The organism is Paenibacillus rigui, from assembly GCF_002234615.1.
In the GTDB taxonomy this organism is placed as follows: domain Bacteria; phylum Bacillota; class Bacilli; order Paenibacillales; family NBRC-103111; genus Paenibacillus_S; species Paenibacillus_S rigui.
Window position 1 is genome coordinate 1 of sequence record NZ_NMQW01000032.1, and the last position, 23,753, is coordinate 23,753.

Here is a 23,753-nt window from a genome sequence, read left to right on the forward strand (position 1 = left end):
AAAATTAATTTATAGTGGGAGCGTTGTATCATGACTAATCAGATGACATTCCCGATCCTGATTCGAAAGGCGGAAGCCATCTTATCCGTTTCATGGAGATCCGTTTATGAGGAGAAACAAAAGGAGTTAACCGAGATGTTCGCGCAATACGGGGACAGGGCCTACGGTGTATGGATTCAGCAATTTATGGCGCCGGTGCTGGAGTATTTCAAGGAGGAAGGCTACCACGTGAAGAGCGGCTTTAACCGCACGGATTCTGTGGAGCACTGGGGTCCGCCCGAGGAAAGAGAACGCTGTATCTGGTATGTCGTCAAGCATGACGACGGAACCCCGGCAGGCACAATGGTCCTGCAGGTATACCATTCTCATATCATGCTTCATTTCCCGCGCCCTCCCCGCCTATTCCCTCTGGAAACGACGGAACGGGAGCAAATTCTTGCCGCTCTATCCGATGCAACCACGCGCGTCAGGTGGGATGTTACAGAGGAGCGGCTTCCCTTGCCGGGTGGGCTGCCGGGCCAAGGACCTTCTTGGGAATACGCCACCGACATCGCTTTGGCCGATTGCCTGCGTGAAACCCATGACGGGCAGCTGTCCAGCTGGACCCTGGATGAAGCCCTGTCCCACTGGGGCCGGTACGGCTGGGAGCTCATTTCGGTCGCTCCGTCAGGCCGGAAGCTGGTCGCCTTTTTCCGTCGCCGGCTTGAAGCTTAGCGTTCTTCCAGCGGTTGCCGCTGCTCCTGTGCCGGTTCAGGCAAGGAGTAAGCTTCCTGAACCGGCGCCGCCATAACGAATACGAAGCCGCCAACAAGGAACATGACGACTAGAGCCGCTATCGTCCCCCACATTCGCAAGCTGCGGCGCTTTCTCCTCAGCTTATCCAGGTAATCCGCAATCTCATTCCAGCCCAGAAGCAGCGCTGCTGCATCACAATGCAGCTTCTCCTCACTCGAAGCAACCTTCTTTCGCCCATGCTGCTGGATGAATACGCTTGTCCTGAATTTCAGCCGGTTTGCGATTTCCTCGCCGTTCAAACGGGGAAACCGGGAATGGACGGAATGAATGAATACACTCCGTACCACCTGTCTTGCCGCGGATGCTTCCAGACTTGCCAGGCCGGGCTCATCTAATACCAATAAGACGAGGTGCTCGAAGAGCGCTTTTTGCACTTGAGCCGGCTGAGATATGATGTCTTCTTTGAATACGAGCAGCCAACTGCTATTCATGGAACCTCCTGCCTAAATCCCCTGGGAAAACTCCGTTTATTGGACCATTGGCATATGGGATGCCAGCCTGTTCTGCTCCGCCTCGCCAAGTTCCCCCCGGATAATCACATTCACGTCCTCTTCGTTCCATTCAAGCTCTCCCCCACCCCCGGAGGAATGAGGCAGCCAGATTCGTTTGCCGTCCGGCATGCTTTTATGGTCACTGTAATCACGCTTGCGTACCAAGATCGTAAACTTTCTGTCCGTGCCGTCCTGCATTGCATACAGCAGCTTGGCTGCATCCGCTTTGGATTCTCCCATGGAAAAGTGGAGTATGACATGCTTGAGTCTGAACCCGGCGGGCAGCTCCTTAGGCACGGGAAGCACAAACTGGCTCTGGAAGGACGCCTCCTCCAGCGATACCTTCTTGCGCCGGAACGTACCTTCCTCCGGTAAATCCCGGTTATCCCGCATCTCCGGTTGAAAGGGCGGATCGTCCATCGGAGGAGGAGCCGTCCGGGCACCTGCTGCCGTTCTTGGATCCGCGCCGGCGGATTGAACGCTAAGGGCTCCCCCCTTGACCTTGTACGCCAGCTCATACACCGGGCGGAGCGCTTCCGTCGTCTGGAGCGAGTGGAATAAAAATGCACCCGCCGCCAAAGACGCGGCAGCAGCTGCAGCCCATTGGATCCGCCGCAGCCAGACGGCCCGTACAGCCTCACGGCGCAGTCTTTTTTGCAGTTTCTGCCATGAGGCTTCCACCGCATCTGCATCGGCCTGTGAGCCGGAGCCGGTGATATCCATGCTTTGGACCGTTTCTTCAAACAAGCGATCAAAGGCCGAATCCAACTCGTTCTTGTTCACGACTCACTCACCTTCCAATCGCGTGCCAATTTACGTTTGATTGATTCTCTGGAGCGGTGCAGTGTCTGCCTTATTTTTTCTTCCGATACCCCCAGCTTTTGCGCCATTTCCTTATAGGAGAGACGCTCAATCCAACGCAAATAAATGACCTGCCGATAAATCGGTTTCATTTGATGAATATAGTGGACAATCGCTTCCTCCATCAGCTTAGCCTCAACCAGGGCTTCGGTGGAAACCGCAAGATTGCACATCAGAGGTACGGCATTTTCTATGTATATGTCTTCCGAGAGCAGCTCGTCCCGCTTTTTTTTATGCTTTCTCAAATAACTGATCGTCGTATTGCGGGCAATTGCCCGGATCCAGGAAATAAGGCGGTCTTCGTCAACCTGATGCGGGCTTTTTCTTATGATTAATACGAAGGCTTCATGAATAATATCTTCGACCGCCGGCGGGTCCTTCATAATATACATGATGAGAGGATACACCAGTCGGTAAAATTCTTTGTACACCTGCTCCTGCAGCAGCGGATCCAGAGACCGGATATCACCCGTCAGTAGCAGCAAAATGGATTTAGACATAGCTCCTCCGATTTACAAACAAATCCATACCAAGGATTAACCCATTAATTTTGGTTAATTTTGGATTCTATATGTTATTTTACACTTTTTGGTTCGTTTTGGGGAGGACTAAATGATAATAAGCATACGTCATGCCAAAGTATAGATCCTTCTCCGCAGGCATACTCCTAAAGTAAGCAGCTTCGGAGCCGTCAAAATGGAAGGAGATCATGTTTATGGGGTATTACGTTGAAGTGGAAGCAGGCATACGTGCGTTTGTCGAGGAGGTCGGGACGGGAAGACCTGTTGTCTTCCTGCATGGATGGCCGCAAAATCATCAGCTGTTCGAATATCAGTTTAACGAGCTGCCCAAGCACGGATTTCGCTGTATCGGCATTGATTTCAGAGGCTTCGGTAAATCGGACCGCCCCTGGCACGGGTACTCTTATGATCGCTTAGCCGATGACGTCCGTGTCATTGTCGAGGCCCTTCAATTGAAAAATGCCGCGCTGATCGGCTTCTCCATGGGCGGAGCGGTAGCCATCCGATACATGGCCCGTTACGGGGGAGACCGAATAAATCAGCTTCTGCTGCTCGCGGCAGCCGCTCCTTCGTTTACACAGCGGGAGGGATTTCCGTATGGAATGAAAAAAGAAGAGGTCAATGCCATTATCGACGCAGCCTATAAAGACCGTCCGAACATGGCGAACGACTTCGGTCGCATGTTTTTTGCAAGCCAAATTAGCGACAGCTTCCGAAGCTGGGTGAATGATCAAGCCTTTGAAGCCTCAAGCCAAGGCACGATCAAATGCGCGGAGTCGCTTCGGGACGAAGATTTGCGGCCGGATTTGGCCAAAATTCAGGTGCCCACTACGATTTTTCACGGCGCATTGGATCGTATTTGCCCGTACGCCCTGGCCATGGCCATGCACGAAGGCATTGCCAATTCAAAGCTGATTCGCTTTGAACGGAGCGGCCACGGCGTTTTCTATGACGAGCTTGCAAAATTTAATCAAGAGCTGTTGACGAGCTTGAATCAGGTAAGGTACAGGATAGGCAATGCCGGTTTTGTAAGATAGTAACGCGGCCGGTTTACAGAGGGCGCGGCACCTCCGCCTGCGGATCGAATTGCAGCCTCATGACCAGTCCCGCCTGAACCAGACCGGAACCGAAACCATAGAGAAGGGCATGGTCGCCCGGCTTCACGCGCTGCTCCCGTACGGCCAGGTCAAGCGCCAACGGAATGCTGGCGGCAGAGGTATTGCCGAAATACTCCAGGCTGTACAACGTTCGATCCATAGATATCCCCGTACGCTCGCATAGGGGCTCGATAATACGCAAGTTGGCACTGTGGGGAATAAACCAGTCCACGTTCTCCAAGGTTAAGCCGGATTTCCCCACAACCGCCTTCACGCCTTCAGGTACGGTACGCAGCGCCCAACGGAATACTTCCCTGCCGTTTTGAACGAGAAGCTTGGTATCTTGCAGTTCCACCCCGTGCAGCCGGTCAGCGATCCGCGTCTGGTATACATGTACCCCGCCTTCACCCTCCGTCGTCACATGGTAAGACAGAAAGCTATGCCGCTCCTCCCGCTCCTCGCGTTCGATTAACACCGCACCGGCCGCATCGCCGAACAAGACGCAGGTGGTACGGTCCGTATAATCCGTAATCTTGGACAAGGCATCCGCCCCGATGACCAATATTTTGCGGTGAAGGCCCGATGCAATGAAGCTATGCGCCGTGTGCAGCGCGTAGACGAATCCTGCGCAGGCGGCACTCAGATCCAAGGCGCCCGTTGCCGGGGAAATGCCGAGCTTTGCCTGCACGATAGATGCGGTGCTCGGAAATGGGAAGTCGGCCGTACTCGTCGCCACCAATATCATATCCACATCTTGTACCGACTTGTTGTATCTGCGCATCATGTCCTGCACGGCAGCGACGCACAAATCGCTTGTATACTGGGTAGGCTCACTGATTCTTCTCTCCCTGATGCCCGTTCGCTGTACAATCCACTCATCGCTGGTATCGACCATTTGCTCCAGATCATGGTTCGTCAGCTTTCGATTCGGGACATAACTACCTATAGCTGTCATTCTTGCATAATACGATTGAAATCGTTCCATCCTATGACCCTCCCGGTTTTTCAAGATTAAAACCAAGTATTAGTACCTGATACTAATTTTAATATACATCTGTTCGTTCCGTCCTGTCAAATGAAGACATCGTTGCTTTCCTGCAACGCAAGCAGGCTGGTCATCTATACATAAGCAAAAACGCCTCCAAACCCACGGTGGACGTGGAATGGAAGCGTCTTTGCATAATGTGCTTAAGCCTATGTGATGTCAGGTGCCAAAAGGAGCGGGAGCGCCCTTCAAAATCGCCTTTCGAACGGCCGCTCTATCTTAGCGCAGGCGCCAGTATAGTTCATTCCATCTTAATTCGTTGCGGAACTGATGGACGGATGTATTTTTGTCAATAATGACGCATTCGATGCCTGCGAGCTCTGCCCAGTCGACCAGCTGCTCGGTAGTCGCTACAAAGGACAATACCGTGTGGTGCGCGCCTCCCGCATAAATCCAGGCTTCAGCAGACTCCCTCAGCGAAGGCTGCGGCTTCCACAATACGCGTGCTACTGGAAGCTTCGGCATTGCCTGCTCCGGCTGTACCGCATCCACAGCGTTAATAATTAACCGGAAACGGTTGCCCAGGTCAATCAGGGACGCATTCACTGCAGGACCCGATTTGCCGTCAAAAATGAGGCGCGCCGGATCGGCCTTACCTCCGATAGACAACGGGTGCACTTCGACTCTAGGACGCGTCGCCGCAACGGTCGGACAAACCTCCAGCATGTGAGCGCCCAGCACCAATTCATTGCCTGGCTCAAGATGGTAGGTGTAATCCTCCATAAAGGAAGTGGACTCATTGCCTGCAATCATCTTGACCATACGGGTCAACGCCGCAGTTTTCCAGTCTCCTTCACCGCCAAAGCCGTAGCCGGCTCCCATCAGACGCTGAACGGCCAAGCCCGGCAGCTGCTTCATTCCGTGCAAGTCCTCGAATGTCGTTGTAAACGCACCGAATCCTCCTTCCTGCAAAAAGGCTTTCAGCCCCAGCTCAATACGCGCCTGCTCAAGAATCGCATCCCGAACCGGTCCATTCTCGCGTGCATTCGGAGCCAGCGTATAGAGATCGTTGTACTCTTCGAACAGCTGTGCAACCTCAGCTTCGGAAATATCGTTCATGCGCTGTACCAAATCACCGATGCCGTATCCGTTAATCGACCATCCGAATTTGATTTGCGCTTCGACTTTATCGCCTTCCGTTACCGCTACTTGACGCATGTTGTCGCCAAAGCGTGCAACCTTCAGCTCACGGCCCTCGGTGAACGCCGCGGCGGTGCGAGTCCATTCGCCGATACGACCAAGCACCTCCGGATCCTCCCAATAGCCTACGACGACCTTGCGGGCAATACCAAGTCTCGCTCCGATAAACCCGTATTCGCGGTCGCCATGAGCCGATTGGTTCGTATTCATGAAGTCCATATCAATCTCATCCCAAGGGATATCCCGGTTGAACTGCGTGTGCAGGTGCAAGAGCGGCTTGCGCAGCTCGGTCAGTCCGGCGATCCACATTTTGGCAGGAGAGAACGTATGCATCCAAGTGATAATACCCGCGCAGGAAGCATCGGCATTCGCCTCAATGCAAAGCCTGTGGATGGCATCCGGAGTCGTCAGTACAGGCTTGAATACGATGGGGAAAGGAATCGACTCCGAACGGTTCAGGCCTGCAGTTATTTTCTCGGAGTGCTCATCCACTTCCTTCAACGTCTCCGGTCCATATAAGTGCTGGCTTCCCGTCACAAACCAAAATTGATACGGCTTCATCTGTAACATAGTAAAAACCTCCTAAAGTATAGTGGAATCATAAGGATTAGACCTGTTCTTTAATCGATTTCAGCACTTTCATGACATCATTCTCGCCGCGGCCGAAATAATCGTGCAGCTTGCTGTATTCCTGGTACAGTCTCTCATATACCGCAACATTCTCCGGTATCGGCTTATACGTTTCCTTACGCACACGGGCCATCTTCTTGGCGGCCTCCACGATGCTGTCATATCCGCCTTTGGCCGAACCGGCAGCTACCGCTCCGAACATCGCCGCACCCAGCGCAGGCGTCTGCTTGGAATCCGCAATTTTAATTTCACGGTTGGTGACATCCGCATAAATTTGCATCAGCAGCTGATTTTTTTGAGGCAACCCGCCGCAGGCATACAGCTCATTGACCTCCACGCCGTTGTAATGAAATGCGTCGATTATTTTGCGTGTACCAAATGCTGTCGCTTCCAGGAGTGTACGGTAAATTTCTTCCGGCTTGGTCAGAAGCGTGCAGCCGATGAGCAAGCCAGTCAGATCGGTGTCGACAAGCGTAGAACGGTTGCCGTTCCACCAATCCAAAGCCAGCAGACCCGTCTGGCCCGGCTTGTAAGCGGATGCTTTTTGCTCCAGCCACACATGGACGTTCAAGCCTTCCTTCTCCGCCGCTTCCTTCACGTAGGCCGGAACCGCTTCCTCCACGTACCATGCAAAAATATCTCCAACCGCGGACTGCCCCGCCTCATACCCCATAAAGCCCGGGATGATTCCGTCCTCAACTACGCCGCACATGCCTTCAACCTGCTTCTCGTCGGACCCGAGCAGCATATGGCATATCGAAGTGCCCATCGCCATCACCAGCTTGCCTGGCGTAACGACGCCTACGGCCGGAACCGCCGCGTGCGCATCGACATTTCCCACAGCAATGGCAATGCCCGGATTGAGCCCCATCAGTGCAGCCATCTCCTCGGTCAATTCCCCTGCTTTGGTCCCCAGCGGAAGCACTTCCCCCCGAAGCTTCGTTTCGGTGAGGTGTTCCAGACGCGTATCCAGCTCCTTGAAAAAAGCCTGGCTCGGATAGCCTTCCTGCTTGTGCCATATCGATTTATAGCCCGCCGTACAGCTATTGCGAACCAGACGTCCCGTCATTTGCGAGACGACCCAATCCGTCGCTTCCACGAACCGGTCCGCCTGCTCGTAAATGTGCGGCGCTTCGTCGAGTATTTGCCATACTTTCGCGATCATCCACTCCGACGAAATTTTGCCGCCGTACCTCGGCAGAAACGCTTCTCCTCTGCGGCCTGCAACCTCATTGATTTGGTTCGCCTCGTCCTGCGCGGCGTGATGCTTCCACAACTTCACCCAGCTGTGCGGCTGCTCCTTCAGCTCCGGATCGAAGCATAAGGGCTTCAGCTCCTCATCGATCGGCAGCATCGTGCAGGCCGTGAAATCTATGCCAAGGCCGATGACATCCGCCGGGTCGACGCCCGAAGCTTTCATCACCGCAGGCACGGAGCGCTTGAGTACCTCAATGTAATCGCCCGGATGCTGCAGCGCCCAATCGTGCTCCAGCCTTACGCCGGATTCCGGCAGCTTTTCGTCAATCACATTATGCGGATACGGAGTGACATGATCCGCTACTTCCGTACCGTCCGATAAATCAACGAGGACGGCCCTTCCTGATTCTGTACCGTAATCGACGCCGATTGCGTATTTTTTTGCCATAAAAGTGTCAGCTCCTTTAGCTATTTTTGACCGTAGTAAGCGTTTGCTCCATGCTTTCTGAGAAAATGCCGATCCAGCAAAGCCTGATCCATCGCCGTGGTTGAAGGATTTAATTGGAACGTGTGGTACGCCATCTTGGCCACTTCCTCCAGCACGACCGCATTATGCACCGCATTGTGCGGATCTGTGCCCCAGTTGAACGGCGCATGGCAATGTACGAGAACGCCGGGGATGTAGGCCGGATTCAGCTCTTTGAAGGTCTCGACAATGACATTGCCGGTTTCAAGCTCGTAAGCGCCCTGGATTTCCTGTTGGGTCATCGGCCGGGTACAAGGGATTTGTCCGTAATAGTAATCGGCATGTGTCGTACCCAAGGCAGGAATCGGTCTTCCCGCCTGCGCCCAGCTCGTCGCCCAAGGCGAATGGGTATGTACAATGCCGCCGATGCTTTCAAAGGCTTTGTACAGGACCAGATGCGTCGCGGTATCGGAGGACGGCTTGTAACGGCCTTCCACAATCCGGCCGTCCAAATCCACAACGACCATATCCTCAGCCTTCAGCTCCTCGTAAGCAACACCGCTCGGCTTAATGACGACAAGCCCCTGCTCCCGGTCAATACCGCTAACATTTCCCCAAGTAAACGTAACAAGGCCGTATTTGGGCAAATCCAGATTCGCTTCCCATACGGCCTGTTTTAATGTTTCCAACACGCACATCATCACCCTTCTAAGAGTTATCGACTTGAAGCTTGAAGCATCATTTATATCTCTTCTCCTAGTATAATGTTGTACGTACAAATTTTCCACACTTTTTTTATTTTGTTTCTATTTTTCGTGTCGATTCCCTGATGATCATTTCCGGTTGAAAAATATGTGCCTCCTGCTCCTGCTTTCCTTCCGTCTTTCCCTCAATCCGATTTATAAGAAGCTCCGCCGCGAGGGCGCCCATTTCCGTCTTCGGGTGCGTCAAGGTCGTCAGCTTCACTTCCGTTGCCGTCGCCAGCGTGGAATCATCGAACCCGACGATGGATATGTCCTGCGGTACACTTAATCCCTCTTGCCGTATCGCCTCGAGCAGCCTTACAGCCAGCTCGTCGTTATAGCACACCAGGGCCGAAGGACGGCTTTCAGGCGGCTTCCGAAGCATAGAAACCAAGGCCTGGAACGGTTTCTCCTCCTTTTCCTCGGTCGTATAATGGACTACCAGCTCAGGAGATAAAGGTACTCCCGCATCGTAATGGGCACGGATAAACCCTTTTAACCGGTGAGTTCCCTGCAGATCGTCCATCTTGAAGAAACCTGCGATCCTGCGGTGTCCCCATTCGATCAAATGGTGGGTGGCAAGGTAGCCCCCGGCTTCATCATCCACCTTAAGGTACGGACAACTCATTTCCGTATAGCGCTCATTTATCATCAGATACGGGATTTGTTTGTAATCCAGCGACAAATAGTAGCTTAGATTCGGATTGCCCTCCGCGCTTTTGGTCGGTTCAATAATCAATCCGCTCAGCGGCTGGCTCATCATCAGCTGAAGGCTTTCCCTTTCCTTTGCCTTGTCGTTGTCGGTGCTGGACAGCAGGAGACGGTAGCCTTTACTGCGCAGGGCGGCTTCAGCCCCTCTCACAATATGGGGAAATATATAGTCTGAAATGTACGTAGTAATGATCCCGATCGTTTGCGTGTTTTCTTCCTTTCGGCTTTGCGGATTCGAAACGAAGGTGCCTTTTCCCTGAACCCGATAAATCCAGCCGTCCTGTTCAAGCACGCCAAACGTTTGACGGACCGTCTGCCGGCTTACTTGGAACAAGGCCGCTATTTCGTTCTCTGTAGGCATTTGCTCCTCAGGTTGAAGCCGGCCGGAATGAAACCACGACAGGATCTCCTGCTTAAGCTGTAAGTATTTGGGCATCTGCTTATTATCTTTCATATATCCCCCTCAAAACGATTGGAGCTGTTCTTCCTTGTAAAGGTACGGTTATTATATCATTTGCACCAGTTGTATGTACATCTTCAATTGCCAGCGAGGTTTTATTCTTCTGAAGCCCCATTGAACGATAGACCCTTCATAGAAATTTGTCAAAGGAATCAGCGCATTTCCAGTTTACTTTTTGAAACCGCTTGCATATATTTGAAGTATGAATGTTCTGAAAGTTCCGACTATTAATTAGGGGGTATAGACATGACGGTTAGAAACAGCTTGTCCGCTCTAATTGGTCTATGGTTTATTATGGCTCCTTGGCTATTCCATTACTCGGATCATCACAATGCCTTTCTCAGCAGCGTGATCTGCGGGGCCGTCCAGCTTGTCGCTTCTCTGCTTGCCATCGGCAAAAAAGGCTGGTATACATGGCAAAATTGGGTCGCCCTCTTGATGGGTGTCTGGTTCATTATGTTTCCTATTGCGTATGGCTTTAAGCTGCTGGAAACGACCGTGCTCGTTTTTCTGGCCGTCACGACTGTACTGCTCAATTATTTCAATATGAATGCCGAGGCGTAGGATTCATCCCAATCGGGATGCTTCTGCTTCCCTACTATAGTAATAAAAAACGCTTCCCGCCGTTCATTGGAGGAAGCGTTTTTCGTTTGTTGCAGTGTTGAAGGAGCTGTCACTCCTTCCTGCAGGATAGCGCAGCTGCTTTTAACCTATTCATTTGTAAAAGAAAGCTGCGCAAGCAATCTGGATATCAGGACAGCGCTTTGTGCGCGGGTGGCCTTCGCTTCAGGGCCAAAATTCCCATCCTCCATTCCGTCCATAAGCTGAAGCTTGATCAATTGCTCCACCGCGTCTTTTGACCAATGGGCAAGGTTGCTTTGATCTTTAAATGGGGTTATGCCATTTTTCACAGCCTGCTCCTTGCTGCCCGCGTATTGAAGTGCGCGTACAGCCATAACGGCTATTTCCTGGCGTGTTACGGTTTGGTCCGGCCGGAATGAATTGTCGTCGTAGCCGCTGACAATACCTTGCGCAACAGCCTCGCGAATGGAGCCGCTGTACCAAGCATCGCCAGGAACATCTTTAAAGGATTGAACCGCCTGAGCATCTGCTGAACCTCCCAGCCCCAGCGCCCGAGTAAGCAAAGCTGCAAATTCGGATCTTGTTACAGGCTCATCCGGATAAAACTTATCCGCTTCGATCCCCTGAACAATCCATTTGCTTGCCATTTCTTCAATCTGCGCCTTAGCCCAGTGCTGCTGAACATCGGCAAAGGTCACGCCGTGATCTACCAGGACGAATGTACCGTTCATTTTGCTGTAAATGGTTACATCGTTATTGGATACTTTGAATGGAACGGGAACGAAGCTTTCCCTGCCATTCGAATCCGTTGAAGCCCGGAGGACAGCTAAGGAAGAGCTATTGACGGTATTGTCGATGGGTATCATTTTGGGAGTATATCGTGTAAACTCCCTCACTCCGGTTACCGTTCCATTCGCATTTGCCGCATTCACCGTAAAGCTGACTGCCTTGATGGGCTTATACCCTTCTGCTTGCATCTTCCGTGCTGTCGTTTCTTCCGGCTTCACCATCACCTCAAGCTTGATCTCTTCTTTATTCGCGTGTAACACTGCAGCCCATGATTCCAATGCAAGCTGTTCTGGGGTTATTTGGTACCCGCCGAACGGTGTGCCGATACGCAGGGTTGATCCCCTGGGTTGCTGGTTGAATGTCTGGAGCGCATCGGGTTCGAATACTACCTTAGCCGCTTGCTCCGCAGAACCGGGCTCCACTGCAATTGTCATCGTGCCCTGTAATGCTTCGCTGATTGCAGCCCGCATTTGTCTGCCGGAAAGCGTAACTACGGCTACCTTTTGCCCATTTATCGATTGCACTTCTGGTATCGGTTTCTCGTTCTCCGACTTTGCAGCCTCGTCCACCGGAGGTACGGAAGCATTCCCATTCACTCCACTGGAGCCACCACGGGTCGACTTGTGGGAATCCCTGCCCGTTCGAATGATACGAATCGTATAGGTCTTCGTCATCTGATTCTGTGCCGTCACTTTCACCTGTACGACATTAGCTCCTACATTCAACGGAATCCCGCTATACACTGCTCCGCTCACACTTGCCGCACCGTTAACAGTTAACGCCGCATGACTATCCGATGCTGTTGGCGTGACACTCACACTGCTCACTGCATAGGGTACATTCACTTCGTATTCCGTCACCGAAGGACTGAACGCCGGGTTCAATGGCCCCGCGCTCGTTTCCAGTCCGTTCAATTGCGCATTCGAAGACGGCTCCACAGGCGTCACGGGCTGTTGTTCACGGGTAACCGTCAATGTGTAGGTCTTGGTGATCTGGTTCTGCGCCGTCACTTTCACCTGAATGAGATTAGCTCCCACATTCAATGGAATCCCGCTGTAGGTCGCTCCGCTCACACTCGCTGTATCGTTTACCGTCAGCGCCGCCTGACTGTCCGCTGCGGTTGGGGTGACGCTTATGCTGCTTACTGCATAGGGCACACGGGCTAAATACGCCGTCACTGACGGATCGAACACCGGGCTCAATGCTCCTGCATTCGTCTCCAGTGCTATCAAATCGGACATATCCTCCGCAGCCGTAACCCCTGGAGCTTTCAAATAGTTGATACCTGTATTATTCAGGATATTGCCCTTCACGATAATCCCGATGCCGGCTTGCAGCTGTATTCCGTTCGCATTGCCTGTTATCGTGTTATGGATAATTTGCACATCCTGCGGATCGCCTTGGCCGATATAATTCGCATTTTGATCTCCATTATCATGCTCCAGCAGGATCGGCCAATAGCCGGATGCCGTATTGCCGCGGATGATATTATTTTTAATAATCGTCCCCGGTCCGTTCAAAACGTTAATCCCTGTTGCCCCATCAACAGCTATTGTATTTTCAATAATATTGTTCTCGATGATAGTATCCGGTGTCCCCATGGAAACCGATACGCCTTCACGGGCATTGCGGATCGTATTATCATGAATGTAGTTTTTAGGACCTGATTTGCTATGATTGCTCGGAGCGGTACCTCCCGTGTTCCCTAAACCGACACCGCCGCCGGTGACCACGTTCGTCACGAGATTACCGTACACTTCATTGAAATACTCCAGCTCTCCATGAAGATCAATCGCGTCCAGCTTCGTTTGGTTCATCTTATTGTTGCGGATCACGTTGTTATGAGCTACGAATTGGATCAAGGCTCCGTGCCTCAGGTAAGGACCCTCGAAGGAAGAATCCTCCACCAAATTCCAGCGGGTATCATTCGCAAAGCCCAGACGATCGACCTTGGCCATTCCTTGAAAAGCAACGCCATAGCCCGCTCCGCCAGGACCTACGTCCGTCGCATTGCGGAACGTACTGTTTCTTACGATAACATCATGGCTGTTGTCTGCGCGAATTCCCATGCGGCTGTACTTTTCGACGGTAACATGATCAATCGTAATGTTGTACGAAGGATCATCTCCATAGTTAGCTATGATGATCTGGCTGTCGGGACCGCCGCCATCCGGGTTATTGACCTTATGATCTGTAGAATAGCCTCCTGCCCAGGTAGAGGTCAACGTCATATGAGAGATGACCAGATCATGCTGGCTGGCCGATTTGAACAAGGTGCTGTTCTTCACTTTATTTAGAGAAGTTTTGAGAATCGTGCCGGTTTCGCTTTCCCCGCGGAGGTTCACTTTTGTTTTCAAAGACAGATTCATTATTCCGTCAGGAGAGCTGGACAGGTTATAGACTCCGTTCGGGATAAATACCTCATCCCCCTCAGCCGCTGCCTGGATCGCCGCCTGGATCGCCGGACGGTCATCCGTGCCATTATCTGCCGGATCGGCACCATAGTCCAATACATTCAATGTACGGCCTGTCGTTGCATTCGGAAGGTGCAGAGGATGCTCTGTCCCATCCGCATTTTTCATACCTGGCTGGGTAAAGGGCACCGTTCCCGCCGGGGGACCCGGAACGACATTGGGAATCAGCGCAACCGGCGTATCCCCATTCGCAAAGGGGGGATACACATGCACATCCGTCAAGCTTGTAAAAGCGGACCCATCCGAATTTCCGTGCCCGACAATGCGTACATACCGTGCGTCCGTATCCTCTATGTCAAAAGCCTGCATATTTACGGATGTCCCGCTGCTGCTTCCACTGAACTTTGTCGTCCAGTTCGATGCATCGTTGGAGGTCTGAATGTCAAGGTTCGTCGACCTCAAATCCCCTTTATAAAAGGCGATGCCTACATAACCGATCCGCTTCGTTTCATCCAAATCGTACATAATCCATTGTCCGTCACCGGAAGCGGACCAGCGGGTATATAAATTGTTGTCAATCGTGTTTATTTCGACATTCCCATCGCTGCTGCTCGCCACAACGCCCACGACTGGAATCGGCGCGATCGGCTGGGATAAGGTCGTTCGGCTTATCATTAGCGGATCCGGGCTGACATTTCCCGCTTCATCCAACGCTTCAACCTTGAACGTATAATCTGTTGCGGGGCTTAAGCCTGTGGCCTGGTAGGCGTATGTACTTCCGTAAACGGTCTGTACGACCGTGTTATTTTGTGAGATGCGGTATTGTGTCACACCAGTATTATCCGAAGCGCCCGGCCACTTTAGATGAATAAAATTTGTACCCAGATTGGATACGGAAATCTGGCTCCCGTTAGCCCATGCCGGGGGAATCGTATCGGAAGACGTATCGATTATTTCTTTCACGATAAGCTTAGGTCTAGGATTTGTCGATCCGTTCGCTTCCTTCGAATAAATGTTGACACTGATGCCCGTGCTCGCCGCATCTCCCAATAGAAAGGCCACTTTCCCTTGGGCAAGATGACTTCTTACATAAGCCGTCACATCTACGGTGTAAACCTCGGGACTGCTGCCTTTATCCGTTGTAATTGTAAACTTGCCAAGCGGTTCTCCGGAGAGCGTGTTCACCGGTGCATTGTTCCAGGTTACGGTCGATTCCGACCAAGCTGTATCCTCTATGCCGTACAAAGAAAGCTCTACATTCGTGTTGGAGCTCCCCTTTTTTCCCGCTACAGTGAATAGGTAATGATAATTGGGATCACTGAATGCGGATACATCGAATTTGAAATAAACATATTTTTTATTCGTGCTGCCGGAGGAAACGCTGTACAGTCCCTGACTCGATCCTGTTGCCGTATTATAATTCGTCCCCGCGTTGCTGCTGTCGATCGCCGCATCATCCGTAGGCTGCGGGCTTCCAATGATATTCTCAACCGCCAAGCCCGGCATGGGTAAGAGAACCAGCTGGATCATAAGAACAAAGCCAAGTACAGCAGAAATCCGCTTGCGCAACCATTGATCAAACATAGCATCTTCTCCTTATGAAAATGATTCTTTCACGCTTTAATGAAAGCGCATACTAAATGAAGTATAAGACGTTTTTCCCAAAGGAGAGAGTGGGTAATTTTGGATTGACTTGTATAAACCGTAGGCCAAGCAGGCAACTGGCGCCACCATCCAAGCTCTGCGCATGCGTATGTCTGCTTGCTGCCGCCCGCCATGCGGATTAGCTTACAGAGCTGCTTTTCCCATGTCATGTAATGATTCCAGAGGTGTTGATAAAGATTATATAACCCCATAAAACAGCGGTTCTCGGCTGTCACGAATTGATTATTTCCAGTAATCCGCGTCCACGCTAACATAAAAGTCGAGATCGATAACGAAAAAGAGGTGTAAGCACATGGAGGACAACAAAGTGGCTTCGGATTGTAAGCCCCTGCTGATCGATACCGATGTTCATAACGGCATTCAGCACCCGAACGATCTGCTTCCTTATATGGAAAAGCCATGGCACAAGCAATGGATCGGAGCCGGAACGGGAGTCGGGCAGCCGTATTATACGCCGGTGGGCGTGCTTCGCCGGGATGCCATTCCTGAGGACGGCGGCTTGTCGGGCAGCAGTCCGGTTTTTATGGTCAAGGATCACATTGAACGGTATGGCTTCGACTACGTCATATTAACCGGGCAAAATGTGCTCGAGCTGTCGCTCAACCCTGATATCGACTATGGCAATGCCGTCACGTCAGCCTACAACCAATACTTGCTGGATCATTGGCTGTCCGCGGATCCTCGTTTCAAAGGAGCACTGGTCATTAACCATTCGGATCCTCATTATGCGGCCAAGGAAATTGTGCGTGTCGGCGGACATCCGGATATTGTAGAGGTTGTCATGTGCAGCGGCTCTACACGACTGTACGGGAGCCGCTTCTTCCACCCGATTTATGAGGCGGCGGAGCAGATGGGTCTGCCCGTAGCTATTCATCCCGGTACCGAAGGCCGCGGCATCGCCGGGGCACCGACACCCTCAGGATACCCATCCAGGTATATGGAATGGCATAACATTCTCCCAACCAACTATATGGCGCACATCAACAGCATGGTATGCGAGGGGGTTTTCGAGAAGTATCCAGGGCTGAAGGTGGTTGCCATCGAAGGAGGCATTGCCTGGCTGCCCCATCTGATGTGGCGGATGGACAAAAACTATAAAGCATTGCGCGACACGACGCCATGGCTTAAGCGGCTTCCGTCGGAATACATTCGGGAACATGTGTATTTGACGACACAGCCAATTGAGGAGCCCAGCGTACCCGAACATCTCGTCCAGCTCATCCAGATGTGCGGAGCCGAGGACCGCATCATGTACTCCAGCGACTACCCGCATTGGGATTTCGATCATCCCAAGCTCGTGCTCTCCTCGTTCCCGAAGGACATCCGGGTGAAGATCCAAGGCGGCAATGCCGCAGCCCTATACGGCTTGCACAAGAAGCAGGATGAACCGAAAGGAGAAGTCTAGATGCCTACATCCCGATTGAGGATATTCAAAGACATCCGGCGTGATCATTGGCTTTATATTATGGCCATTCCGGGTATCCTCTACTTTATTTTATTCAAGTATTGGCCGATGGGCGGCGTCGTGATCGCGTTTCAGGATTTTCAGCCGTTCACGGGCTTTTTCGGAAGCAAGTGGGTCGGACTGAAGCATTTCCATCGCCTGTTCAGCGATCCCGACTTCTTCATGCTGCTGCGCAATACGTTAATGCTGTCGCTCTATCAGCTGGTGCTGGCTTTCCCCGCGCCGATCCTTCTCGCTCTCATGCTCAATGAATTGCGCCGGGAATGGTTCAAGCGCTCCATCCAGACGCTTATCTATATTCCGCATTTCATGTCCTGGATTGTCGTCGTATCGATGTTCTTCGTCATTTTCGAGTCACCGACAAGCCTTTTCCAATCGATTGCAGGCTCGATGGGGTTCAAAAGCTTCTCCATCATGATGGACCCGGGCCTGTTCCGTCCCATGTATATCTTACAGGTCATCTGGCGCGACAGCGGATGGGGAACGGTCATCTATTTGGCTGCACTGGCGGCCATCAGCCCGGAGCTGTATGAAGCAGCCAAAATGGACGGTGCCGGACGCTTCCGGCAAATATGGCATATTACACTGCCCGGCATCCGCAGTACCATCGTTGTTCTGCTGTTACTCAAGATGAGCGACATTCTGGAAACGAGCTTCGACCATGTATTCAACCTCGTCAACTCCTTAAACCGCGATGTAGGCGAAGTGTTCGACACCTACGTATACCGGGTAGGCTTAATTAACGGACAGCTCAGCTACGCGACCTCCGTCGGTCTGTTTAAGGGTGTTGTCGGCTTGCTTCTCGTCATAGGAGCGAATTGGCTTGTGAAAAAATTCGGTGAGGAGGGCCTCTACTAATGAACAGCAACAGCTTGGGGAAATACGTATTCGATATCATCAACGCCATCCTGCTCATTGCCTTCGCTCTGATTACGTTCATCCCGTTCGTTCATGTCATTTCCAGCTCATTCGCCTCTGTCGCCGAGTACAATTCGAAGAACTTTCTGCTCATTCCGACCGAGTTCTCTCTGAAAGCGTACGAGTACATTTTCACTACGAATGCGCTGCCCAAAAGCTTGGGAATTACCGTATTTATTACCGTTACAGGCACTCTGGTCAGCTTGCTATTTACAACCTTGTTCGCCTATCCGTTATCCCGCCGCCGTTTTCACTTTCGCCGTACGATCATGTTTCTCGTTGTGTTCACGATGATTTTCCAGGGAGGCATGATTCCGGAGTACTTGGTCGTGAAAGCGCTCGGTCTGCTTAATTCGTATGGGTCGCTCATCATTCCAAGGGCCATTATCGCTTTCTATCTGATCATCATGATTAACTTTTTTCGCAATATTCCTGAGGAACTGGAGGAATCAGCCAAAATGGACGGCTGCGGAGACCTGCGCATGCTGTTCCGCATCATGATTCCGCTCTCCCTGCCGGCCATCTCGACCTTAACGCTGTTCTATGCCGTGTTTCAATGGAACACGTACATGCACGCGATTCTGTATATCAATGATACGGAGAAGTGGCCGATTCAGGTGCTGCTCCGACAAATTGTTATGGTGTCCCAGGCAGGCTTTGTCGAGCAGGGCTCTGTGGAGGGGGAATCGTCCATTCCGCCCGACACCGTGAAGATGGCCGTCATTACGGTTGCGACCTTACCGATCCTGCTGGTGTATCCGTTCCTGCAAAAATATTTTGCCAAAGGCGCTTTAGTCGGCTCTGTAAAGGGCTAAAGAACAGGAGAATAGAACCATGGACAAATACTGGGCAGCCAAAAAAGACGAAATCGTCGAAGGCACGTGTAAAATCGTCAAGGTCAAAAATGCCGAATATGGCATTTACAATGTAAAGGGCCGCTATTACGCTTGGCGAAATGCCTGCCCCCACTTTGGGGCGCCTATCTGCAAAGGCGTCATCACCGGTACGCGTCTCCCCTCTCAAGTGTACGAGTATAAACTCGGACGCGAGAATGAGATTGTCCGCTGCCCATGGCACGGCTGGGAATTCGATCTGATGACCGGAGAGCATCTGGTGGATCCGGCCACGAGGCTTCGCCAAGGCAAGCTGAGTTATGCGCATTCAGAACAGGAAAGTCTGGAGAAAGCAGACCTGGAGCTGAACTCGGAGGATATTTACATTTGGATATAAGCGGTTTCACAGGCTGTCCGTATGGTAAAATACGAGTACGGCAGCCCTTAAAATAAAGGTTCAACATACAAGGAGGAGTACCCGTGAACAACAGAACCATGTACAAATCTTGGGGGCTATTTTTCAGTACAGTCTTGGCGGTATCCGCAACACTCTCGGGCTGTGGGCAGGCCGATGAAAAGCCCGGCACTACCGGTAAGACGGAACAGCCGGCCGGTCCGGCCAAAGTATCCATGCTGAACGTGTATTTGTCCAATACCGCACCTAAAGCGGATGGACCGATTGTCAAGGAAACCGAACGTATTGCGAATGCCAAGCTTGATATTACGTACGTTCCCTTCAATGTGTACAGCGAGAAGCTGAATGTAACGATGACCTCAGGGGACATGCCGCAGGCGATCATGGTCGAAAATCCTTTCGTCACCTCCATCGTGAACGGAATCCGATCAGGCATGTTCTGGGATTTGACACCGTACCTGGACGAATTTCCGAACTTGAAAAAATACGATCCGCAAATTTTAAAAAACCTTTACGTTGACGGCAAAACCTACGTCATTCCGCGTCCCCGCCCGCTGGTTCGTCTGGGAACGATCATTCGCAAGGACTGGCTTGACAACGTAGGGCTGAAAGAGCCCACGACCGTCGATGAGTTTTACACGATGCTGAAAGCGTTTAAAGAGAAGGATCCCGATAAGAACGGGGTGAACGATACGTATGGTCTCATGGTTTATGAAAATAACATCCCATCTGAAATTTTTGCCTGGTTCGGTGCACCCAACAACTGGAGGGTCGACACGAGCGGCAAGTTTATAAAAGATGTAGAGACGAAGGAATACCGTGATGGGCTGCGTTTCGTACGGAAGCTGTACCAGGAGGATTTGATCAACAAAAATTTCGCCATCGTCGTCCGTAACGAAGCACGTAAGGACCTGTATAACAACAAGGTAGGTGTCAGCATTGAAGCGATTGACGCGGTAGTGCCGTTCTATTACTTCCAAATGCAGGACACCAAGAACTTCTATAAAATGACGGTCAGCCCGCCCATCAACGGGAAAGCGTATGCCTCTTCCGGCCACTATGGCGGTGCGCTTATTTCCAAAACGAGCGTGAAAACAGAAAAGGAGCTCCGTCAGGTGCTTCGCTACTTCAACGCCGTTAACAGCGACGAAGCCAAAGCGGAATTCGTTCGTGTCGCCCAAGAAAACGATAAGAAGCCGGCGGCGGAGCAGTTCAATCTTGACGATCTCAAAAATCTGATCACGACAGATGCCGTCGTATACCCGGTTGGATCGACAGATACGGATACGATGCTGAAAAAGCGGATGACCGAGCATGCGGCCATCAGCCTCCCTGATCCGTCAAGCGCTCTGATCTCCCCTACCCAAACCGAGAAAAACGAGCAGCTGAAGACGATCCTGACGGATGCGCGCGCTCAATACATTATGGGCAAAATCGATGACGCCGGCTATGATGCCGCAGTCGCCCAATGGAAAAAAGTCGGCGGCGATCAAGTAGCCAAGGAGCTCGCCGAGCTTTACAAAAAAAGCAAGTAACAAGCACAGACAGGGTTGTATCTGCGGATACAATCCTTCTGCTACCTCACATAACTGTGTGGTATGATGGGTCATGCAAGGCATTATAGGGATGAGCGAGGGGTCCACTTGAACAGATGGCAGACATCGAGCTTTTTCAAAAACCTGGTACTGCTCAGCTGTATTATCGGGATATTGCCCGTCATACTGCTAGGCTACTTATCTTACAACAAATCCTCTGCAATCCTGCAGGAGGAGGTCACATCCAGTAAACGCCTGATTCTGAAGCAGAACAAGGAAAAAGTAGAATACCTGCTCAAGACCATTGATACGCTGACAACCCAAACCATTAGCGGACCCGTCACGACGAACACGATTTCGATGCAGACCGTGCTTGGTTTTCCTTTTGACTATGAATATCAGAACGTCTTTGAGAAGCTGATCTATGAGCTTGTGCAGATTCAGGTGTTCGAGCTCGGAATTCAAGATGTGAACCTGATGAGCTATCGCCAGGATTGGATCGTTGAGGGCGGTGCGATATACCCAATGAAGGATCGTCCGTTAATCGAAGCCCACGATACGAGCTTATACAAGCTGCAAACGATGCTCCAATCGTATCGGGACGATTCCCGGCGTTCCTACTGGAAACTGACTACGGACGATAAGTCAGGCTTCGTACTAAAGCTGGTTAAGCATATCCCGTTGAACGCGACCAATCCCGATGGCATTATTACCGTCAACGTACCGATGCAGGAGATCAGCAAGCGTCTGACAGGGGATAACGAAGAAGGCAATACGCTCATTTTGGACGATCAAGGTTCCGTTCTCGCCAGCTCGAGTAAGGCAGATATCGGAACGAATGTTCGTGAAGAAAGCTATTATCGGCAAGTCGCTGGCAGCGATGAGTTGGAAGGCTTTTTCTTCTATGATCAGAACGGTCAAAGCTTCGTCGTGCACTATAACCGCGCTCTGTATAATAACTGGACGTATATTTCGATTACACCGCTAGAGCATCTGATGAGCAAATCCAACGGAATTAAGCTGTATACGATCATTTTTGCTGCGATCCTGATTGTTCTGGTCGTTACAACCTCGATTATCGTTTCCCGTCAGCTGTATTCACCGATTCAACGCATCTATCGTGCCATACAGCCTGACCGTAAGCAGAGACAGAATAATGAGCTCAACTACATTCGAGATCACCTGATGGAGCTGACACAGTCCAGTACGAAGCTCAAGAGTGAAATCGGCTTGCTTCACCACCAGACACGGGAATTCTTTGTGTTCAAGCTGCTGTTGGGAGATACCCGGCTGGACTCCGTTGATGAGCAGCTTGAGCAGCATGATTTCCCGACCAACTGGGATCAGTGGTGCGTACTGGCTGTCCAAATCGATACTCTGGAACAGACACGCTATACGGAGAAGGATATGGATTTGATGCTCTATGCCATCCGCAATATGATGGAAGAGCTCGTACCGCAATCGATGCGGCTCAGTCCTGTGATCTTAAATCAGGGACTCGTTCTCATTGTCGGCGGTGCGTTGGACGAAGATATCCCTTTTAAGGTACAGGTATTCAATAAGACGGAAGAAATCCGCAGCCGTGTCAAGCAGTACTTGAATCTCCAGATCAGTATCGGGATTAGCCGCAGCTATACGAACTTTATTTATGCGCCTTTGGCCCATCAGGAAAGCTTGGATGCCCTGGCCTATCGCATTCGGCTCGGCTCCGAGTCGATTCTGTTTATCGATGAGGTGGAGCCCAGCTCCGGCCCGACGTTCCGCTATCCGAAGGAGCTGGAGTTTCAGCTGATGGAAGCGATCAAGCAGTCGAATCAGGAGCAGGCCCAGGAGCAGTTGCATGCCATTATCGTCAAGTTTTTCGAAAATCCTGTGAATCATTACGATTATCAGCACTTGATCGGTCGTTTATTCCATAACATCACCGGACTTGTTCAGGACGCAGGCTCGTCTGTGCAGGAGGTTTTTGAGAAGGAACTGTTCTCTTCGGAAATATTGGTGAGAATGCACACCGCGGAGCAGGTGGAAGCTTGGTTCCGGCATATGATCCAGCCTCTGCTTGCTTGGATGGAGGACCGTCAGCGCAAGCAGGAAATCAATATTTCCAAGCTGATGATTGCCGAGATCGAGCAGTATTACGATCAGGATTTAAGCATCGACATGTTTGCGTCGCGCCTCCATTACCATCCAAGCTACATTAGCCGCGTGTTTAAGAAGGACACCGGGGTCAACTTTTCTGAATACTTATCCAATTATCGAATCGAGGTTGCCAAACGGTGGCTCAAGGACACGGATATGAAAATCGCGGATATTGCCGAACGGCTGCAATACAGTACCGCCTCCAATTTCAACCGCAATTTCAAAAAAATTGTCCAGATTACACCGAGCCAGTACCGGGAGCAATATAAATAAGGGGTGTTCCAGATGAGCCAGAGACAGGTCCGCTATTTGCCCGCTCAAGTGGTCAAAGCTTCTGCGGCGCCATTGCCCGAAGGAAAGAGCATCGCCAGAGGCTGGAGTGCCGTGCCATTGGGCGAAGATCGTGATGAGATGGCGCTGGCATGGCAGCTGGATGCTGCGGCGTTTCAGCTAGCCGCGGGCCAGAACAGCCGTCTGCGCTTGACCGTCGCGCTGGACTACCGGGACGCGCAGCTCGTCGAGGTATTCACCCGCCATTCGAATGAGCCGATCGGCACGATCGACATTCGTTATGCTTATGTATTTCAGCCCTTCGAGCTTCTCCTTTCAAGCGAGCAAACCGCTGCAGCGCTGGAACAAGGTATCAGGCTTGTGCGAAAGGGCGGCATCCAGCCCCTATGGGTATTTGACGCACTCGATGGGACAGAAGAACGGGTGATGTTCGCTCCCCATCTGATGATCGGAGAACCGGACTGCCGCATCGAGGAGGCACTGCATACGATGCTGTCGCTCTCCTCCCTGCAGCCTTTCGGCTGGATGGAAGGCTGCAGGGAGGAGAGCG

The 23,753-nt window shown here is 51.6% G+C and carries 18 protein-coding genes and 1 pseudogene; 10 read left to right on the forward strand and 9 right to left on the reverse strand.

Annotation, left to right across the window (positions count from 1 at the left end; all coding sequences use genetic code 11):
- Positions 1-30: 30 nt before the first annotated feature.
- Complete coding sequence (locus tag CF651_RS20575) at positions 31-714, forward strand: DUF6022 family protein (RefSeq protein ID WP_245856073.1); 684 nt, start codon at positions 31-33, stop codon at positions 712-714.
- On the opposite strand, the gene CF651_RS20580 is transcribed toward CF651_RS20575, so the two are convergent.
- The 3 genes from CF651_RS20580 to CF651_RS20590 are packed head-to-tail and all read right to left on the reverse strand — an operon-like array spanning position 711 to position 2,647.
- Positions 711-1,226 carry a hypothetical protein gene (locus CF651_RS20580; protein WP_094016756.1) on the reverse strand — a complete coding sequence of 172 codons (516 nt, stop codon included), beginning with the start codon at positions 1,224-1,226 and terminating at the stop codon, positions 711-713. The two genes, CF651_RS20575 and CF651_RS20580, sit on opposite strands and share 4 nt — an antisense overlap.
- 36 nt (positions 1,227-1,262) lie before the next feature.
- Positions 1,263-2,069, reverse strand: coding sequence for a hypothetical protein (locus tag CF651_RS20585; protein WP_094016757.1), 807 nt, complete (start codon positions 2,067-2,069; stop codon positions 1,263-1,265).
- On the reverse strand, positions 2,066-2,647 hold the full coding sequence (locus tag CF651_RS20590; protein WP_094016758.1) for an RNA polymerase sigma factor: 582 nt from the start codon (positions 2,645-2,647) through the stop codon (positions 2,066-2,068). The genes CF651_RS20585 and CF651_RS20590 overlap by 4 nt, the downstream gene beginning before the upstream one ends.
- Before the next feature lie 215 nt (positions 2,648-2,862).
- Between CF651_RS20590 and CF651_RS20595 the strand changes: the two genes are divergently transcribed.
- The gene (locus tag CF651_RS20595) at positions 2,863-3,705 is read left to right on the forward strand and encodes an alpha/beta fold hydrolase (RefSeq protein WP_094016759.1); all 843 of its coding nucleotides are present in this window, start codon (positions 2,863-2,865) and stop codon (positions 3,703-3,705) included.
- 13 nt (positions 3,706-3,718) lie between these two features.
- On the opposite strand, the gene CF651_RS20600 is transcribed toward CF651_RS20595, so the two are convergent.
- The 5 genes from CF651_RS20600 to CF651_RS20620 all read right to left on the reverse strand — a co-directional run bounded on the left by CF651_RS20600 (position 3,719) and on the right by CF651_RS20620 (position 10,151).
- Positions 3,719-4,750 (reverse strand): ketoacyl-ACP synthase III, encoded by a 1,032-nt coding sequence (locus CF651_RS20600; protein WP_094016760.1) that lies wholly within the window; start codon positions 4,748-4,750, stop codon positions 3,719-3,721.
- 279 nt (positions 4,751-5,029) lie between these two features.
- Positions 5,030-6,520, reverse strand: a complete 1,491-nt coding sequence (gene araA / locus CF651_RS20605; protein WP_094016761.1) for an L-arabinose isomerase — start codon at positions 6,518-6,520, stop codon at positions 5,030-5,032.
- A gap of 37 nt (positions 6,521-6,557) precedes the next feature.
- Positions 6,558-8,225, reverse strand: coding sequence for a ribulokinase (locus tag CF651_RS20610; RefSeq protein WP_094016762.1), 1,668 nt, complete (start codon positions 8,223-8,225; stop codon positions 6,558-6,560).
- 20 nt (positions 8,226-8,245) lie between these two features.
- The gene (gene araD, locus CF651_RS20615; RefSeq protein WP_094016773.1) at positions 8,246-8,935 is read right to left on the reverse strand and encodes an L-ribulose-5-phosphate 4-epimerase; all 690 of its coding nucleotides are present in this window, start codon (positions 8,933-8,935) and stop codon (positions 8,246-8,248) included.
- 103 nt (positions 8,936-9,038) lie between these two features.
- Positions 9,039-10,151 carry a GntR family transcriptional regulator gene (locus CF651_RS20620; RefSeq protein WP_094016763.1) on the reverse strand — a complete coding sequence of 371 codons (1,113 nt, stop codon included), beginning with the start codon at positions 10,149-10,151 and terminating at the stop codon, positions 9,039-9,041.
- Between the two features lie 252 nt (positions 10,152-10,403).
- Between CF651_RS20620 and CF651_RS20625 the strand changes: the two genes are divergently transcribed.
- Positions 10,404-10,721 carry an SPW repeat protein gene (locus tag CF651_RS20625; RefSeq protein WP_094016764.1) on the forward strand — a complete coding sequence of 106 codons (318 nt, stop codon included), beginning with the start codon at positions 10,404-10,406 and terminating at the stop codon, positions 10,719-10,721.
- A 146-nt stretch (positions 10,722-10,867) separates the two neighbouring features.
- Here the strand turns inward: CF651_RS20625 and CF651_RS20630 are convergent, their stop codons facing one another.
- Positions 10,868-15,526 carry an S-layer homology domain-containing protein gene (locus CF651_RS20630; RefSeq protein WP_094016765.1) on the reverse strand — a complete coding sequence of 1,553 codons (4,659 nt, stop codon included), beginning with the start codon at positions 15,524-15,526 and terminating at the stop codon, positions 10,868-10,870.
- Between the two features lie 373 nt (positions 15,527-15,899).
- Here CF651_RS20630 and CF651_RS20635 point away from each other — a divergent pair, with 373 nt between their 5' ends.
- The 7 genes and pseudogenes from CF651_RS20635 to CF651_RS20665 all read left to right on the forward strand — a co-directional run.
- On the forward strand, positions 15,900-17,012 hold the full coding sequence (locus tag CF651_RS20635; RefSeq protein WP_094016766.1) for an amidohydrolase family protein: 1,113 nt from the start codon (positions 15,900-15,902) through the stop codon (positions 17,010-17,012).
- Positions 17,013-17,930: an ABC transporter permease gene (locus tag CF651_RS20640; RefSeq protein ID WP_094016767.1), complete on the forward strand. Its 918-nt coding sequence runs from the start codon at positions 17,013-17,015 to the stop codon at positions 17,928-17,930.
- The gene (locus CF651_RS20645) at positions 17,930-18,805 is read left to right on the forward strand and encodes a carbohydrate ABC transporter permease (protein WP_094016768.1); all 876 of its coding nucleotides are present in this window, start codon (positions 17,930-17,932) and stop codon (positions 18,803-18,805) included. Before CF651_RS20640 ends, CF651_RS20645 begins: the two co-directional genes overlap by 1 nt.
- A gap of 19 nt (positions 18,806-18,824) precedes the next feature.
- Complete coding sequence (locus CF651_RS20650) at positions 18,825-19,220, forward strand: Rieske (2Fe-2S) protein (RefSeq protein WP_094016769.1); 396 nt, start codon at positions 18,825-18,827, stop codon at positions 19,218-19,220.
- 83 nt (positions 19,221-19,303) lie between these two features.
- Entirely contained in the window at positions 19,304-20,773 is a 1,470-nt protein-coding gene (locus CF651_RS20655; RefSeq protein ID WP_094016770.1) for a type 2 periplasmic-binding domain-containing protein, read from the forward strand.
- A gap of 108 nt (positions 20,774-20,881) precedes the next feature.
- The gene (locus CF651_RS20660) at positions 20,882-23,185 is read left to right on the forward strand and encodes a helix-turn-helix domain-containing protein (RefSeq protein WP_179232908.1); all 2,304 of its coding nucleotides are present in this window, start codon (positions 20,882-20,884) and stop codon (positions 23,183-23,185) included.
- 12 nt (positions 23,186-23,197) lie between these two features.
- Positions 23,198-23,753 (forward strand): annotated as a pseudogene (locus CF651_RS20665) (hypothetical protein); the annotation flags it as partial.

Bases quoted from the DNA above. Each gene is read 5' to 3' on its own strand.
- CF651_RS20645 (WP_094016768.1), top strand. From the start codon at position 17,930: ATGAACAGCAACAGCTTGGGGAAATACGTATTCGATATCATCAACGCC.
- CF651_RS20635 (WP_094016766.1), top strand. From the start codon at position 15,900: ATGGAGGACAACAAAGTGGCTTCGGATTGTAAGCCCCTGCTGATCGAT.
- CF651_RS20650 (WP_094016769.1), top strand. From the start codon at position 18,825: ATGGACAAATACTGGGCAGCCAAAAAAGACGAAATCGTCGAAGGCACG.
- CF651_RS20590 (WP_094016758.1), bottom strand. From the start codon at position 2,647: ATGTCTAAATCCATTTTGCTGCTACTGACGGGTGATATCCGGTCTCTG.
- CF651_RS20640 (WP_094016767.1), top strand. From the start codon at position 17,013: ATGCCTACATCCCGATTGAGGATATTCAAAGACATCCGGCGTGATCAT.
- CF651_RS20630 (WP_094016765.1), bottom strand. From the start codon at position 15,526: ATGTTTGATCAATGGTTGCGCAAGCGGATTTCTGCTGTACTTGGCTTT.
- CF651_RS20620 (WP_094016763.1), bottom strand. From the start codon at position 10,151: ATGAAAGATAATAAGCAGATGCCCAAATACTTACAGCTTAAGCAGGAG.
- araA (WP_094016761.1), bottom strand. From the start codon at position 6,520: ATGTTACAGATGAAGCCGTATCAATTTTGGTTTGTGACGGGAAGCCAG.
- CF651_RS20625 (WP_094016764.1), top strand. From the start codon at position 10,404: ATGACGGTTAGAAACAGCTTGTCCGCTCTAATTGGTCTATGGTTTATT.
- CF651_RS20580 (WP_094016756.1), bottom strand. From the start codon at position 1,226: ATGAATAGCAGTTGGCTGCTCGTATTCAAAGAAGACATCATATCTCAG.
- CF651_RS20610 (WP_094016762.1), bottom strand. From the start codon at position 8,225: ATGGCAAAAAAATACGCAATCGGCGTCGATTACGGTACAGAATCAGGA.
- CF651_RS20575 (WP_245856073.1), top strand. From the start codon at position 31: ATGACTAATCAGATGACATTCCCGATCCTGATTCGAAAGGCGGAAGCC.
- CF651_RS20595 (WP_094016759.1), top strand. From the start codon at position 2,863: ATGGGGTATTACGTTGAAGTGGAAGCAGGCATACGTGCGTTTGTCGAG.
- CF651_RS20600 (WP_094016760.1), bottom strand. From the start codon at position 4,750: ATGGAACGATTTCAATCGTATTATGCAAGAATGACAGCTATAGGTAGT.